This is a genomic window from Labrys sp. KB_33_2 (assembly GCF_052114505.1).
Taxonomy (GTDB): domain Bacteria; phylum Pseudomonadota; class Alphaproteobacteria; order Rhizobiales; family Labraceae; genus Labrys.
Window position 1 is genome coordinate 170,853 of record NZ_JBFREW010000007.1, and the last position, 15,789, is coordinate 186,641.

General features: G+C 63.4%; 11 protein-coding genes. 5 read left to right on the top strand and 6 right to left on the bottom strand.

All coding sequences use genetic code 11. From position 1 onward, the window contains the following. Nucleotides 1-343: 343 nt before the first annotated feature. A complete protein-coding gene (locus AB4037_RS14730; RefSeq protein ID WP_434957303.1) occupies nt 344-2,635 on the top strand; it encodes an ATP-binding protein in 2,292 nt (763 codons plus the stop codon). 35 nt (nt 2,636-2,670) lie between these two features. Here AB4037_RS14730 and AB4037_RS14735 read toward each other — a convergent pair whose 3' ends face one another. From AB4037_RS14735 to AB4037_RS14745, 3 genes are all read right to left on the bottom strand, one after another. Beyond that, nucleotides 2,671-2,889, bottom strand: coding sequence for a hypothetical protein (locus AB4037_RS14735; RefSeq protein ID WP_434957304.1), 219 nt, complete (start codon nt 2,887-2,889; stop codon nt 2,671-2,673). Then, nucleotides 2,886-3,191, bottom strand: coding sequence for an ATP-dependent Clp protease adapter ClpS (clpS, locus tag AB4037_RS14740; RefSeq protein ID WP_434957305.1), 306 nt, complete (start codon nt 3,189-3,191; stop codon nt 2,886-2,888). The genes AB4037_RS14735 and clpS overlap by 4 nt, the downstream gene beginning before the upstream one ends. Before the next feature lie 131 nt (nt 3,192-3,322). Further along, the gene (locus AB4037_RS14745) at nt 3,323-6,235 is read right to left on the bottom strand and encodes a bifunctional [glutamine synthetase] adenylyltransferase/[glutamine synthetase]-adenylyl-L-tyrosine phosphorylase (RefSeq protein ID WP_441772029.1); all 2,913 of its coding nucleotides are present in this window, start codon (nt 6,233-6,235) and stop codon (nt 3,323-3,325) included. Nucleotides 6,236-6,307: 72 nt separating this feature from the next. Between AB4037_RS14745 and AB4037_RS14750 the strand changes: the two genes are divergently transcribed. Continuing rightward, on the top strand, nt 6,308-6,952 hold the full coding sequence (locus AB4037_RS14750) for a CHAP domain-containing protein (protein WP_441772030.1): 645 nt from the start codon (nt 6,308-6,310) through the stop codon (nt 6,950-6,952). On the opposite strand, the gene AB4037_RS14755 is transcribed toward AB4037_RS14750, so the two are convergent. The 3 genes from AB4037_RS14755 to AB4037_RS14765 all read right to left on the bottom strand — a co-directional run bounded on the left by AB4037_RS14755 (nt 6,914) and on the right by AB4037_RS14765 (nt 10,900). Next, nucleotides 6,914-8,362 (bottom strand): ATP-binding protein, encoded by a 1,449-nt coding sequence (locus tag AB4037_RS14755; RefSeq protein ID WP_441772031.1) that lies wholly within the window; start codon nt 8,360-8,362, stop codon nt 6,914-6,916. The genes AB4037_RS14750 and AB4037_RS14755 overlap by 39 nt on opposite strands. A gap of 72 nt (nt 8,363-8,434) precedes the next feature. Next, entirely contained in the window at nt 8,435-9,115 is a 681-nt protein-coding gene (locus tag AB4037_RS14760; protein WP_434957309.1) for a response regulator transcription factor, read from the bottom strand. Between the two features lie 246 nt (nt 9,116-9,361). Then, nucleotides 9,362-10,900 (bottom strand): Do family serine endopeptidase, encoded by a 1,539-nt coding sequence (locus AB4037_RS14765; RefSeq protein ID WP_434957310.1) that lies wholly within the window; start codon nt 10,898-10,900, stop codon nt 9,362-9,364. Nucleotides 10,901-11,269: 369 nt separating this feature from the next. Between AB4037_RS14765 and AB4037_RS14770 the strand changes: the two genes are divergently transcribed. The 3 genes from AB4037_RS14770 (at nt 11,270) to AB4037_RS14780 (ending at nt 15,676) form a co-directional block, all read left to right on the top strand. After that, complete coding sequence (locus tag AB4037_RS14770) at nt 11,270-11,800, top strand: RNA polymerase sigma factor (protein WP_441772032.1); 531 nt, start codon at nt 11,270-11,272, stop codon at nt 11,798-11,800. A 65-nt stretch (nt 11,801-11,865) separates the two neighbouring features. Beyond that, nucleotides 11,866-12,804, top strand: a complete 939-nt coding sequence (locus AB4037_RS14775; protein WP_434957312.1) for a FecR family protein — start codon at nt 11,866-11,868, stop codon at nt 12,802-12,804. A gap of 268 nt (nt 12,805-13,072) precedes the next feature. Further along, nucleotides 13,073-15,676, top strand: a complete 2,604-nt coding sequence (locus tag AB4037_RS14780) for a TonB-dependent receptor domain-containing protein (protein ID WP_441772033.1) — start codon at nt 13,073-13,075, stop codon at nt 15,674-15,676. Nucleotides 15,677-15,789 lie beyond the last annotated feature (113 nt).

Sequence of the window (15,789 nt, forward strand, 5' to 3'; positions counted from 1 at the left end):
TGCGGTCATTTCTCGCGAGGCTGGCCATTGCAATCGAGAGTACTGGTGCCTCTAGGGAAGCATTCATAGGCTGCACCCGATGGAAAGCAGCCCCGCCCCACCACATCTTGTGGTATAGAGTTTTCAGCCCCATACATGTAGCCAAAGCATCAAGATTTCGTCTTGAATCGGGCGCGAATTCTTCGCTTTTCAGCCGCAAATGGACACAAATAATTAAAAAAGTGTTCACGCCGACTCTAGACAAATCACGTGAAGGTTGATTCTTATAGCCTTATCGATTCGGGGGCGGTGATGAACACCTGCTCTATCGCAAATTCTCAGATAAGGCTGGAAGGGCTTAGCAATGGCGCGTGCAAACGCGACACATGCGTCTTTGCGCGCGCCGGGCATCCGGGGCCTTGCCAAGACACTGGTCTGCCCAACCTATAGGCGACTGATCGGGCTTGAGCCGATCCTGCGCAAGGCCGTGCCCTTGCTGATCATCGCCTTCCTTGCCGTCATTGCACTCGCTGCCTTCATCCAGGCCCGCGACAGCCGCCAGCAAGCCATGCAGGATGCCGGCCGCAACCTCGATCTGATCGTCTCGGCCGCCGCCGCGCAACTGAGCGCGATCGTCGCCCAGAGCGGCCGCGTGCCGACCCGTGCCGCGATCACGGCTCCCGACCACGTCCTGCTTGCCGTGATCACGCCGCATGGCCGCCTGCTCAACGACAACGGCGACGTCGCCGGCCTGATCGGCGCGATCGGCGACCGCGTCAGCGGCCAGTTGACCGTCACGGTCGGTGGCACCGCCATGCTCGCTTCGATCGGCACCAGTGAGAGCCTGCGCATCGTCGCCGCCAAGCCCGTCGACGATATCCTGGAGGGCTGGTATGCCCTCAGCGGCCGTCTGCTCGTCTTCACCACCACCACCGGCGGCGTGCTGCTGATCCTGGGCTTTGCCTATTACTGGCAGGCTTCGCGGGCGCGCCGGGCCGACGATATCTACAACAATGTGCGCAACCGGCTGGAAACCGCGCTCAGCCGTGGGCGCTCCGGCCTGTGGGACTGGGATCTCGAGGCCGGACGGGTGTTCTGGTCGGATTCGATGTTCCATCTGCTCGGCTACGAGCCGCAGGATGATCTTCTGGTCCATAGCGACATCGATCGGCTGATCCATATCGACGACGGTGGCTTGCGCACCCTTTCCGCCGAACTGCTGGCCAAGGATCCGCCACTCGCAATCGACCGGCGTTTCCGCATGCGTTGCGCCAATGGCGAATGGATCTTCGTGCGCGTGCGCGGCGAACTGGTCTATGGCCCGCAAGGCAACAAGCGGCTGATCGGCATCGTCGTCGACGAAACCGAGGAGCGGCGCTTCGCCGAGCACACCAAGCGGGCCGATTTGCGCCTGCGCGACGCCATCGAGACCATCTCGGAGGCCTTCGTATTGTGGGACGCCGGCAACCGCCTAGTGATCTGCAATTCCAAGTTCCAGGCCTTGCACAATCTGCCGGATGGTCTCGTCCGCCCCGGCACCCATTACAGTGCCATCGTCGAGGCCGGCTCCCAGCCGGTGGTGCGCACCAACATGTCCGCCAACGCACCGATCGAGCGTGGCGCCCGCACCTTCGAGGCGCAGCTCCAGGACGGCCGCTGGCTCACCATCAACGAGCGGCGCACCAAGGATGGCGGCTATGTCTCCGTCGGCACCGACATCACCTCGCTGAAGGAGCAGCAGACCCGGCTGATGGACAGTGAGCGCAGCCTGATCGGCATGATCGCCGACCTCAAGCGTTCCCGGCAGGTGCTCGAACGCCAGACCCAGGAATTGGCCGAATTGGCTGAAAAATATGCCGAGGAGACGATCAAGGCCGAGTCCGCCAACCGGGCCAAGTCGGAATTCCTCGCCAATATGAGCCATGAGCTACGCACGCCGCTCAACGCCATCATCGGCTTTTCCGAATTGATGGAGAACGGCACCTTCGGCTCGCTCGGCCAGCCGCGCTATGTCGGCTATTGCAAGGACATCAACGACAGCGGGCGCTATCTCCTGAATTTCGTCGACGACATTCTCGAAATGTCGAAGATCGAAGCTGGCGAAGTTACGCTGCAACGCGAACTCGTGGCGGTCGACAGGCTGCTCGGCGACCTCCTGCGGTCGATCCGGCCCGAGACGGAAGCAAAGAAGCTCAGCCTCCACCCCTCCTGGAGCAATGGCGTGAACGTTCAGGCCGATCGCCGAGCCCTGCGCCTGATCATGAACAATCTTCTCTCCAATGCCATCAAGTTCACGCCGGAAGGCGGCAGGATCGGCGTGCGCATCCGCCAGCACGGCAACCGGGTTGCCCTCTATGTCGAGGATTCCGGCATCGGTATTCCGGCGGAAGCGATCGGCAAGCTCGGCCGCCCCTTCGAGCAGGTTCAGACCCAGTTCACCAAGACGCATAAAGGGTCGGGCCTCGGCCTTTCCATCGCCAAATCCCTGGCGGAATTGCATGGCGGCTCGATCCGTATCCGCTCCGCCGTGGGCGTCGGCACCGTCGTCATGGTGGTGCTGCCGGTCGAAGCCACGCGTCCGATGATCGAACCGGCCATCCCCGTCCTGATGCGCCCCGTGCCGAGACGGCCGGCATCGGCAGCCTTGCTGCACTGACGCCGGCGCAATCGCCTCGGCCACCTTTTGCGTGGTCAGGTTCGGCTCGTGCCCCCTTTACCGGTGTTTTCAGCACCATCCATCTGCTGTTGCAGCGCCGCCAGCCGCGCCTCCTGAGCGGCGATGCGGTCGGCCAGGAGGTCCTCGTTCGCGGCCCCGGAGGATGCCGCCGCCTGCTCCATCAATTGACGGATGTTCTCGCGAATGATCGCGATCTCGGCATCGTAGGATTGTATCGTGCGGGGCGTGTTCATTCTTCCGGCTCCGTGGTGAACAACAGGGGATAGCCCTGGCTGCGCGCCATCTCCGTCGCCCGCGTGGCCTTTGTCTCGGCGATGTCGTGCGCAAAGACAGCCACCACACAGACGCCTCTTTGATGGGCGGTAAGCATAACGCGATAGGCCTGTGACTCGTTCATACGGAATTCGGCCTTGAGCACCATCACCACGAATTCCCGGGGCGTATAGTCGTCATTGACCAGAATGACCTTGTGCAGCCGCGGCCGCTGGGTCTTGAGTTCGGTCTTGGTACGAGGGCGAAAGTCAGTGTCGCTCATTGGCAGAAATCTCCCAATGAAGGCTCCCGTCTGGAAGCGAGGATCAATCCCATTCTTCCACGTCCCGACGGCAAAATCGAGCCCGCTCGAAGGGTGTCGGCGAACGAGCGAGCCCGTCCCTGCGTGAGGCCTTACTTTCCGCCGACGATCTGCTTGAAGATATCCCGCACCTGGGTCTGCGTCACCCCGATGACGGCGTTGAGCTCGTCGAAATCGCTGCATTCGGCCACATGGCTGAGCAGGATCTTGCCGGTCTCCGAGGTCTTGTCTGGATCGAGATTGCCGCCGACGCAAAAGCGGATCACCTGGGAAAGAGCGGTGTAGAGCCGCCAGGACTCGGTGAGGCGCCGATGCGCCGTCTTGGCCAGCACGCCGGCCTCCATTGCCTTGTCGAGAGCCCGGCCGGTATTGACGTCGAGTATCGCCGGATGCTCGGCCGCATGCAGGAGCTGCAGCGTCTGGGCGATGAATTCGATGTCGACCAGGCCGCCCCGGGTATTCTTGAGGTCCCAGGGCCCACGCCCACCCTTCTCGCTTGCGAGCAGGGCCCGCATTTCCGCGACATCCTTGAGGATCCTGCGGGGCTCGCGCTTCACGGTGAGGATCCCTGCGATCGTTTCCGCGACCAGCCGCCCGAACTCGGCATCTCCGGCGACGACGCGCGCGCGCGTCATCGCCATATGCTCCCAGGTCCAGGCTTCCTTGAGCTGATAGTCCCTGAACCCATCGATATGGATGGCGACCGGCCCCTTCTGACCGGAAGGGCGCAGCCGCATGTCGACGGAGAAGGCCGTCCCCTCCCCCGTCGGAGCCGAGAGGGCGGCGATCAGCCGCTGCGTCAGCCGGGCGAACCAGACCGAAGGCGCGATCGAACGTGGCCCGTCGGTTTCGACGGCATCGGGATCATGGTCATAGAGCACGATCAGGTCGAGGTCGGAGGAGGAGGTCAGTTCCCACCCGCCGAACTTGCCCATGGCGATGATGCCGACACGGGCGCCGGGGGGGCTGCCATGGGCCTGCTTCAACTCGGTGATGACGAGATCGAGCAAGGCCCTGACCACGGCCTGTGCCAAAACGGTGATCTGCTCGCCGACCAGCAGGGGATCGAGTTCCCCGGAAAGCAGGCGGGCGCCAAGCACGAAAATGCGTTCGCGCACGAAAATGCGCACGAGGTCGAGCTTGTCCTCGTAGCTCTCGCCCGTCGCGAGCGCGCCGGCGAGGCGACCGTCGATCCAGGCCTGTGCGTTGAACCCCTGAGCATCGCTTCCCTCCGTGCCATGATCGAGCAGGCCGTCGAGCGCATGAGGGCGCCGCACCAGCACCTCGGCCAGGCGCGGCGCTACGCCAACGATACGGGCGAGCACGGAAAACAGCTTGGCGTTGTTGCGCAGGATCGAGAAGAGCTGGTAGCCCGAGGGCATGCGGGCGAGCAGCCCGTCGAACACGAACAGGGCCTTGTCGGGCCTGCCCTCCTTGGCCAGTGCCTGCAGCAAGGCGGGCGTGAGCTCGGTAAGATCCTCGCGGGCCTTGGCCGAGCGCATGGCGGGGTAGCGCCCGTGATGCCAGCCGCGGATCATCTCCGCCACCTGCGAGGGCGAGGCATAGCCCAGGCGCTCCAATGTCTTCAGGGTCTCCGGGTCGTTCTCCTTGCCGGTGAAAACCAGGCTGCCGACGTCGCTGGCGAGCGGCGCCGATGCCTCGAACAAGCGGGCATAATGCTGCTGCACGGTTTCCAGGCGGGCGATCAGCGCCTTGGAAAAGGCGCCCATATCGGCGTAGCCGGCGAAGCGGGCAAACTCCAGCAGAGCCGGCTTCTCCGTGGGCAGGCTGTGGGTCTGCTCGTCCGCCATCATCTGAAGGCGATGTTCGAGCCCGCGCAGAAAATCATAGGCCTCGGTCAACTGGTCACGCGCCTGCGGCGTGATCCAGCTGGCCTCCTGCAAGGCCGCAAGCATGGCAATGGTGCCGCGTCCCCGTAGATCGGGATTGCGGCCGCCGGCGATCAACTGCTGGGTCTGCACGAAGAACTCGATCTCGCGGATGCCACCGCGACCGAGCTTGAGATTATGCCCGGCCACGGCGATCGCCTCATGACCCTTATGGGCATGGATCTGCCGTTTCATGGCATGGACGTCGGCAATGGCGGCATAGTCGAGATGACGCCGCCAGATGAAGGGCACCAGCCCGGCGAGGAAGCGCTCGCCCAGCGCGATGTCACCGGCGCAGGGGCGCGCCTTGATCATGGCCGCCCTTTCCCAGTTCTGCCCGACGCTTTCGTAATAGCCATAGGCAGCGGGAAGCGAGATGGCGATCGCGGTGGCGCCCGGATCGGGGCGAAGGCGCAAGTCCACCCGGAAGACATAGCCGTCCGCCGTGCGTTCGGACAACAGCTTGACCAGCCCCTGGGTCAGACGCACGAAGAAGGGCGCCGGCTCCAGCCCTTCGTGCAGGGGCGCCGTTTCGGGATCGTAGAGGACGATCAGGTCGACATCGGATGAATAATTGAGTTCGAACGCCCCCTGCTTGCCCATAGCCAATGCCACCAGACCGCAATCCCTGTCCGGATTTTCAGGGTCGACGGGCAGGAAGCGGCCTGCGGCAGCCGCCTCGCGCAGCAGAAAACGCAAGGCCAGCGTCGCGCTTTCGTCGGCAACACGGGTCAAGGCCGTCGTGACCTCGGCAAGACACCAGGCACAACCGAGATCGGCGATGCCGATCAACAGGGCAGCCTCCTGCTTGAGCAGGCGCAACGCCCGCATGGCTTCGGCGATATCGGCCGCGGCGCTGCATTGGGCCCTGGCCCGCGCAATCGCCGCTTCGAGCACGGTCTCGGGTGCTCCGGCCAGGATACGCTCCAGCCGCACCGGATCAGCCAGAGCCAGCCCCCACAGGAAGGGCGAGGCCGTGGCAAGCCCGGCCAGCACGGCATGGCCCGGTCCGCCTTCCAGCGCCGCGGCCACGGCGGGCTGACCGACCGGATCCAGGGCCTCCGCCAGATCGGCGAAACGGGATTTGACACGACGTTTGTCTTCAATGGGAATCATGCCGCCGCCTCGCCACAATCTTTCGGTCTTTCTCGTTGTTCCTTCGCGATAGCATTGACCCGGAAAAATCGCATGCGCAAATGGCTGGTATTGAGTGCTCTTGTCGTGGTTCTGTGCGGCACGGGCGCCTATGTCTTTCTGCGCGGCTTCGAATGGAAAGGCAGCCCTTGGGCGAACGGCACGGCGATCGAGAGCCTGGACGGTGTTGCCGTCTATGACAACGGCCCGATCTTCACCGTCTTCCATGGCCGCCATTATGCCGGCGACGGCACCTATTTTGGCCAGAAATGGCAGTGTGTCGAATTCATCAAGCGCTATCTCTACCAGGCACGCGGCCATGTCATGCCCGATGGCATGGGCCACGCGATCAGCTTCTTCGACGAGGAGACCCCGCACGGGGCGCTCAACCTCGGGCGCGGCATGCTGCAGTTTCGCCAAGGCGAGACGGAGCCGCCGCGCAAGAGTGATCTGATCGTGTTTGCCGGCGCCGGCGGCTATGGCCATGTCGCCATCGTTGCCGCAACCGGCGACGATTTCGTCGAGATCGTGCAGCAGAATACCAGCCCGGCCCGCCAGCGCCTGGTACTATCGCGCAGCAAGAATATCGGCGGCTTCCTGGTCGAGCACGCGTTGCCCACCCTGGGCTGGCTGCGCGTCCCTACCCTGCTTGCAGATGAGTCAGGGCCGCAGGCGAAGGCCGGGGCGGCGCAGGGCTAGCCTGGACTGAGCCGATTCTTCGGCGGGCTTGTCGGGCAATTCCAGCACCACGCGTAGGCCTGGCTGATTGTCCTCCAGCCGGATACTTCCGCCATGCAGCTTCACCATGGCGGAGACGAGCGCCAGGCCAAGGCCGGAACCGGGACGCGTCCGGCTCGACTCCAGCCGGACAAAGCGTTCGAGCACCCTCTGCCGGTCGGCCTGTGGAATGCCGGCGCCATGATCTGCCACACTGAGAATGATGCGGCCCTCCCGCTTCTCGGCCGCAATCGTCACGTCACCGGCTGGTCCGCCCTCCTCCTTGGGGCTGTATTTGAGGGCGTTGTCGATGAGATTGGCCAGCGCCTGGCTGACCAGTTCGCGATTGCCGCGCAGCGGTAGGGGTGACTGCGCCGCTACCACGATTCTGGCACCGCTCTCCTCGGCAACGGGTTCATAAAGTTCCGCCACCGCATGTACGGCCTCGGCGACGTCGAACTCGCTGAGCGCCCCGTCGATGCGGCCTCCTTCGGCCCGCGCGATCATCAAGAGCGCGTTGAAGGTACCGATCAGCTTGTCCGATTCCTCGATGGTACGATCGAGCGCGGTACGGTAGGCGTCCTCGTCCCTGGCCGTGCGCAAGGCCTCTTCGGCGTGGTTGCGCAGACGCGTCAACGGCGTCTTGAGATCATGGGCGATGTTGTCGGAAACTTCCTTGAGGCCGGCCATCAACTCCTGGATGCGGTCCAGCATGGCGTTGGTCGTCGAAGCCAGCCTGTCGAATTCGTCATCCGTTCCCGCAACCTTGAGGCGCCGGGCAAGATCGCCATCGATGATGGAGCGGCTGGTGGCATTGATATCGTCGAGACGATGCAGCACGCGCCGCGCCACGAACCAGCCGCCCGCCACGCCAAGCAGCATGATCAGCCCGACCGACCACAGCGCCGCGTTGAACATGATCGCGCGCACGCGGCTCTGCTCGTCGAGATCGACGCCGACCAGCAGCTTGTAGCCGTCCTGCAGGGCGAAAACCCGCACCAAGGCCGTGCGAGGCCCGGCCTTGCCGCCATCGTCGCGACGATAGGGAATATTGCTGAGGCCCGGCTTGTCGAGCACGCCGTCCGGCAGCTCGGTGACATTACCCGCAAGCGCTTCTCCCTGCGGCGTGGTGAGCAGATAGAGCAGCGACCCCGGCCTGCGGGTGCGAGCCTCGATGGTGGAGGCCAGCAGCATCACGCCGCCCTGGCCATATTCGTCGCTGAGACCGTTGATTTCGCTGTTGATCGAATTGCTGATCTGCGAGCCGAGCAGGCGCTGCGCATTCCAGAAGAAATAACCCAGCAGCGAGGCTGCAAACAGCGTGAACACCAGGAGATAGGCGGCCATCAGCTTGAAGGCCGTGGTTCGGATCAGTTTTCGCAGTCCGGTCACAGCCAGTCTTTCCGAGTCCGCCTCCAATGCGGTGTTCCTGGTGCTCACGCCTGAAAACTCTGCCGGGACAGCTTACTTGGCACTGTCGCGGATCATGTAGCCCGCCCCGCGGATAGTGTGCAGCAGAGGCTTCTCGAAACCCTTGTCGAGCTTGGAGCGCAGGCGCGAGACATGGACGTCGATGACGTTGGTACCGGGATCGAAGTGATAGTCCCAGACGTGCTCGAGCAGCATGGTGCGCGTCACCACCTGGCCGGCATTCTTCATGAGGTATTCCAGGAGCCGGAATTCGCGCGGCTGGAGGTCGATCTCTTCGCCTGCCCGCTTGACCACATGGGACAGACGGTCGAGCTCAAGATCGCCGACCCGATAGACCGTTTCCTCACCCTTGCCGGCCCGCCGGCGCGACAGCACCTCGACCCGGGCCAGAAGTTCCGAGAAGGCATAGGGCTTGGGCAGGTAGTCGTCCCCGCCGGCCCGCAGCCCCTTGACCCTGTCATCGACCTCACCGAGCGCCGACAGGATYAGGGCCGGCGTCTGCGTATCCTCGAGGCGCAGACGCGAGATCATGGAAAGACCGTCGAGCTTGGGCAGCATGCGATCGACGATCAGCACGTCATAGGGGCCATCCTTGGCCATCGCATAGCCGCTCAGACCATCCGCGGCATGGTCGGCAATATGTCCCGCTTCCGAGAAGGCCTTGACCAGGTAAGCAGCTGCGTCGCGGTCGTCCTCGACGATCAGAATACGCATTTTGGTTTCAGACTCAGTCACGTTTTGAGTTGAAGGCGTCTGAGACGAGCTTTGCCACATTTCCAGGTCACCTCATAGGGGCGCAATGACCTGCGCCCTGCAGCATTCACATTCATATTCAAAAATGCAGCCCCCTCCCCACTCTCCTCCGACCGAAGGAGACGGGATGGGGTCCGCATAGGATCTGAACCGCAAATTGATCCGGTTGCCCATACCGGGCAACCGGATCAGTCTTTAGCGGTCGGATCAGACCTTGCCGATCGGCAGGGCGACGAAGTGCAGACCGTCATTGTTCTTCACGCGCAGCAGCACGGTGCGCTTGGAGTCGGCCTTGGCGCTCGAGAGGATCTCGCGAACCTCACGTACATTGCTCACCTGCTTGCCGGCAATGTCGAGAATGACATCACCCGGGCGCAGCGATTCGGAGGCAGGGCTGCCCGGATCGACGTCGGTCACCACCACGCCGGCCTTGCCGGCACCCGCCACGGCCGCGGCAGGAGCGAGTTCGACACCCAGACCGGCGAGCGAGCTCTTACCGCCTGTGTCGTCATCCTGCAGAGACCGCGCATCCGCCAACTGCTTGTCGCCCGGCAGCTTGCTGGTCTCGACCTTGATGCTCTGCTCCTTGCCATCACGCCAGACCGTCAGGTCGGCGGTCTCGCCGGGCTTCACATCGGCAATCGCACGGGCCAGCTCACGGGAATCGGCGATTTCCTTGCCGTTGACGGCCGTGATGGCGTCACCCGACTGCAGGCCGGCCTTGGCGGCAGGGCCATTCTTGGTCACGTCGGCGATCAGCGCACCCGCGGCCTTCTTCAGGCCGATCGAATCGGCGATATCCTGGTTCACCGGCTGGATCTGCACACCGATATAACCACGCGTCACCTGGCCGTCGGACTTCAGCTGCGAGACCACGCGAGAAACCGTCTCGGCGGGAATGGCGAAGCCGATACCGATCGAACCGCCGGACGGCGAGTAGATCGCGGTGTTCACACCGATCACGCGGCCGGAGAGGTCGAAGGTCGGCCCGCCCGAATTGCCGCGATTGACGGGAGCGTCGATCTGCAGGAAGTCGTTATAGGTCGAGTTGTTGAGGTCGCGGCCGCGGGCCGAGACGATGCCCGCCGTCACGGTGCCACCCAAGCCATAGGGATTGCCGACGGCCAGAACCCAGTCCCCCACGCGCGGCTCGTTCTGCATTTCGAGCTCGACATAGGGAAATTTGACAGCATCATCCTTGACCTTGAGCAAGGCCAGATCGGTCTTCGGATCGACGCCGATCACCTTGGCGGTATAGGTCTTGCCGGCATCGGTAACGACATCGACTTCCTTGGCATGGTCGACGACATGGTTGTTGGTCACGACATAGCCGTCAGCCGAAATGAAGAAACCGGACCCCAGCGCCATGCCGAACTGCTTGCGAGGCCGGCCGGGCTGCATATTGCCGCCGCCACCCGGGCCGTTGAAGAAGAACTCGAACGGATTGGGCGGCGCACCGTCATTCTCATCGTCCGAGACATTGGCGTTGGTCTCGGTCTTCACCTTGATGGAAACGACGGCGGGACGCACCTTCTGCACGATGTCGGCAAAGCCGGGCTGGGCGACCTGGCTCTGGGTCTGCGCGAAAGCGGGTGTGACAGGCGGCATGACCACGAAGTTGCCGGCAACCGCGCCGGCGACGCCAAGGCCGAACACGGCAGCCATCAGGCGCGTGCGGCGCCGGGCGAGAATGCCGGATTTCGCCTGCACGTCCCTGGGCTTCATGTCATGATCAGATGAATTCATCGTGATAGGCTCCATAATGACTCGGCCTTCCGTTCGGAGAGGCCGGTCGCCTTTGCTTCAGCGCCCCCATTCAGCGCCGTTGCCGGTGACAATGCCCTGACCAACATTACGACTCTTTTTCCGTGGGATTACTCTTTAGTAAGTCGCCGCTTTTTTTCTCAAGGCGCCCATGGTGCCACGGGAGCACCCGTCTGCATCGCCTCCAAATGAACATGGATCATACGTCGCGCGAGTTCAGCGCCGCTTAGAACTCATCTAAATTATTGATGTTGCAGGGAAATTATTGATATAGTATCAGATCGCGACATCACTTGACGCGCATCGCTTGGATGAAGCGCGGCTTTCGCTTCCCTTCCCGATGCAGCGCCGATGACGACGATCACCTCGCCCGACACCCGTGACGACCTGATGTCGCTCTATCTGCGCCAATGGAAGGCGTTGCGGGGCCTGTTGCGGAAGCGGAGCGGTTCCCACGATCTGGCCGAGGAGGCCGTGCAGGAGACCTGGCTGCGGCTGGCGGACATGAAAAATCCGCGTGCACCCATTCAGGATCCCCAGGCCTTCCTGCTGCGTGTCGCCGGCAACATTGCCATCGATCTCGCCCGCAAGGAGCGGCGGCACGCCGCCCACTGCATCAGCGACGAGATGATATTGGCGGCGGTCGCCGACAGCGCCCCCAGCCCCGAGACGATCACGATCGATTGCGATCAGTTGCGTTTCCTGGCGATCGGGCTATCGAAGCTGGCTCCCAAACCGCGGGCGGCGTTGCTGTTGAGCCGTTGCGAAGGGCTCTGCCATCGCGACATTGCAAGCCGTCTCGGTGTTTCCGAAAGCATGGTGGCGCGTTATCTGGTCCAGGCCTTGCGTCATTGCCGCGACCATTTCCGTGCCGCCATCTGAGCTTCCTCGTACGATGGCGTGTAGAATGCGCCGCCGCGGAAAATCCCTAGAATCGCGACAGACAGATGGACCCAGGCACCACAAGAAGGCAGGCGGATCTCGCGCTCAGCGATGCCGCGATAGATTGGCTGGTGAAGCTGCATTCCGGCCGGGCCGGCAAAGCCGACCATGAGGCTTTCGCGGCCTGGCGCAAGCAGAGCTCCGAGCACGAATTGGCCGCCCGCGAAGCCGAGACGATCTGGCATGGCATCGGCATTGCCGGGAAGAAGGTTCAGCGCAGTGCCCGCGCCAAACTGACAAGGCGGGCTGTGCTCGGCGGGGTGGCGATCGGCGGATTGGCCGTTGCCGGCTCCAGCCTTCTACGCCCGCATCTGTTCGCCGAACACAGCACCGGCGCCGGCGAGCGCTCAACCATAACGCTGCCGGACGGTTCCACCGCCCTTCTCAACGGCGACAGCGCACTGGACGTCGCCTTCGATGCCGGCCAGCGGCGCCTACAACTCCTCAATGGCCAGGCACTGTTTCAGGTCATGCCCGATGCCGGACGGCCTTTCATCGTGACCGCCAATGGCGGCCAGGCCCGGGCTGTCGGTACAGTCTTCGATGTCGACATCCGCTCGCACGAGGTGGTCGTCACCGTGGTGGAGGGACGGGTGGACGTGATGGCCGGCACCCGACCTGGCTCAGGCGTACTGGCGGCAGCCGATCAGCGGGTGCGTTATGGCGCCGACCGGCAGCCATCGCCAGCCGAGCCCGTCGACGCCGAATCCGAAACGGCCTGGCGCAGGGGCAAGCTCATCTTCAATCGGAGGCCCTTGGGGGATGTCGTGGTCGAGATTGAGCGCCAGCGCCGCGGCAGGATCATGATCGCCAGCGCCCGCTTGCAGTCTCTGGAGGTGACGGGAGTGTTCGATCTCGCCGATCCGGAGTCCATTCTCTCCACCATCGAGGCGACGCTTCCCGTCAAGGTCACGCGGCTGCCCTTCGTCACCATCCTGCATTGAGGCTGTCCGACGACGAGCGCCCGGAACGCCGCTTCGCCCGCCCTGCCGCATCATTTCGAAATTTTCTTCCCGATGCGGTGCAAGATCGCCTCGCTCGTTTCGTCCTCAAGATATGGGGTCTGGCAGGCGTTGCAGACAATGCACGCCCTCCTCCCTTTTGGTCAGCGGGACGGGATTGATGGGCGGCAGAAGATCAGGATATGACAAGGGGTGCGGCTTTGGCGGCTTCACCACAATTGCACTTTTGGGATCGGTATCGATCTGTCTGGTGCTGGGTTCGACGTTTGGTACAGGCGGCCACGCCTACGCCCAACCGTCGCAGCAGGGAAGTATTCGCCTCGATATCCCCCAACAGGGTCTCGGGTCGGCCCTCACCCGTTTCGCCGATCAAGCCGGACTGCGCCTGCTGTTCGCCTCGTCCCTGGTTGCCGACCGGACCAGTCCTGCCCTTTCCGGCAGCTACACCCGCGAACAGGCCCTTTCGCGCCTGCTCGCCGGCACGGGTCTCTCCTACAGTTTCACCAGCGTCAACACCGTGACCATCAGCGGGCGCGCCACCAGCACGGTGGGGCCCGTTGCCGATGACGGTTCGCTGGTGCTCGACGTCATCACCGTGACGGCCAGCAAGGGCGGCAATCCGCAGGAAGCTCCCTATGAGACGCCGGCACCCACCGCCTACATCTCGGAAAAGGCCATTGAGCGCTTCCGGGGGTCGAGTCCGGCCGACATATTCCGGGGCACGCCGGGCGTGACATCGGGCGAAGCGCGCAACGGCGCCGGCGCCATCGATGTGAATATCCGCGGCATGCAGGGCATGGGCCGCGTCGCGGTGACGGTCGACGGCGCCGAAAACGCGGTGACCGTCTATCAGGGCTATCAGGGCACCTCCAACCGCACCTTCGTGGATCCCGATCTTCTCGGTGGCATCGACATCACCAAGGGATCGGACGTCACCTCCAACGGCATTGCCGGCACCGTCGCCATGCGCACGCTGGACGCGGCCGACATCGTGGAGGACGGCAAGAATTACGGCGTGCGATTCCGCGGCGGGTTCGGCACTAACACCTCTTCGCCGAAGGCTGGCGCGGTCGCCGGCTACCAGTGGCCTTACGCCTCCTGGGCTCCGCCCGTCGCCACGCCTTCCCCGACCGGCATGAACAGCCCCGCCCTCCTGTCACCGACAAGCGGATCGGGCAGCGTCGTGGCAGCAGTCAAGCAAGAGAATTTCGACCTGCTCGCAGGCTATGCCTATCGCAAGCAGGGCAATTACCATGCGGGATCGAACGGCCCCTCGGCCTATCCCATCCATCTGGGGCCACGCCGCGTCTGTTCCAATCCCTCTTTCTGCGAGAACTACAAGGACTATATCGCGAATGGCGGCATCGCCAATTATCGCGCCGGCGAGGAGGTGCTGAACACCCAGCTGGAAACGCAATCATGGATCGTCAAGGGAACGATGCGTTTCGGCGACGGCCAGAGCATGGAGCTCGGCTATAACGGCTTTCGCAGCGAAGCTGGCGACCTCTTGGCATCGCGGCTTACCAATAACCGGGGACAGGCGGTCCAGCAGGCCCAGACCACCGGAACTTCGGTCGATACCGTCACGTTGCGCTACCGCTGGAAGCCCGAGGACAATGATCTCATCAATCTGAAGACCAATCTGTGGTGGAGCAAGCTGGAGATGCGCAATCCCCTGCGCGCCGGCTACAGGCCGCCCAAGCCGGGGGACTTCCGCTCCGGGTCCGACACGGACATGTGGGGCGCCGAGATCACCAACACCTCCAAGTTCCTGTTCGCCTATGGCTCGGCCGACCTGACCTATGGCGTCTCCTATCGGGGTGAGGACACCCGCCCTAGCCGCGGCACCAAGGAGGCGGAAACCTGGCTGGACCTGCGCGACGGCATCCGCCATGAAGCAGCCGGTTTCGCCAAGGTCGCCTGGAAGCCTGTCGACTGGCTCACCCTCAATGGGGGCCTGCGCTACCAGCATTTCTGGTCCGAGGACCGCAACGCCCCCGAGCAGGTGCGCCCCGACTACACCTACAATACCAGGCTGGCCAAGGGCGGCTTCAGCCCCTCGATCGGGGTAACGCTGGAGCCCATCGATGGCGCCCAGTTCTACGTCAACTATTCCAACGCAATGCGGCTGCCCAGCATCATGGAGTCGGTCTCGGCCTTCACCATGAACGTCAATTCCCAGCTGAAGCCCGAGCGTTCCAGCAATTGGGAGGTCGGCACCAATCTGCGCCGGGAAGGTCTTCTGTCGGCGCATGACAAAGGCATGCTGAAGCTGGGTTATTTCGACTGGACCGTCGACGACTACATCGCCCGCCAATGGTACGCATTCCCCAACGGCTCTTCGGGCATGCGCATCTTCAACATCGACCGCGCCCATTTTTCCGGCCTGGAACTGTCCGGACGCTATGAGCTCGGCGGCTTCACGGCGGACCTTGCGGCCAACTACTACACCAATGTCGAGTTCTGCCGCACCGCCGGAACCTGCGAGAACAAGTCGCTCTATGCCGACTATGCGACCAACCATATTCCGCCCCGCTATTCGCTGGCACTGACGTTGTCCCAGAAGCTGATGGACGACACGCTCACCATCGGCGGCCGGATTTCCCATGTCGGCGCCCGCGCCATCGGCCATGGCGACGTGACGGTGCAGGGCGCTTCCCAGTTCATCGCCCTGGTCGACTGGAAACGGCACACGCTGGTGGACGTGTTCGCCGAATACAAGTTCAGCAAGAACCTCACGGGCAGCGTCCGCGTCGAGAACCTGACCGACCAATATTACGTCGACCCCTTGAGCCTGGTGCAGCAACCGGGGCCCGGGCGCACCTTCTATGCCTCGCTGACCGCTAAATTCTGACGGCATCGGCCCGAACTCGGTTCGATCGACCGAGTTCGGGCCTTTTTCCAATGAGATGACCACACCTCCCAGCCTCGGAGCGGGCCCCGACATCCTGGCCGGGATGGGAGAGC

What these genes read in the sequence shown, in the direction of transcription:
- clpS (WP_434957305.1), bottom strand. Translation starts at nt 3,191, where the DNA reads ATGAGCGACACTGACTTTCGCCCTCGTACCAAGACCGAACTCAAGACC.
- AB4037_RS14745 (WP_441772029.1), bottom strand. Translation starts at nt 6,235, where the DNA reads ATGATTCCCATTGAAGACAAACGTCGTGTCAAATCCCGTTTCGCCGAT.
- AB4037_RS14775 (WP_434957312.1), top strand. Translation starts at nt 11,866, where the DNA reads ATGGACCCAGGCACCACAAGAAGGCAGGCGGATCTCGCGCTCAGCGAT.
- AB4037_RS14765 (WP_434957310.1), bottom strand. Translation starts at nt 10,900, where the DNA reads ATGAATTCATCTGATCATGACATGAAGCCCAGGGACGTGCAGGCGAAA.
- AB4037_RS14770 (WP_441772032.1), top strand. Translation starts at nt 11,270, where the DNA reads ATGACGACGATCACCTCGCCCGACACCCGTGACGACCTGATGTCGCTC.
- AB4037_RS14750 (WP_441772030.1), top strand. Translation starts at nt 6,308, where the DNA reads ATGCGCAAATGGCTGGTATTGAGTGCTCTTGTCGTGGTTCTGTGCGGC.
- AB4037_RS14730 (WP_434957303.1), top strand. Translation starts at nt 344, where the DNA reads ATGGCGCGTGCAAACGCGACACATGCGTCTTTGCGCGCGCCGGGCATC.
- AB4037_RS14735 (WP_434957304.1), bottom strand. Translation starts at nt 2,889, where the DNA reads ATGAACACGCCCCGCACGATACAATCCTACGATGCCGAGATCGCGATC.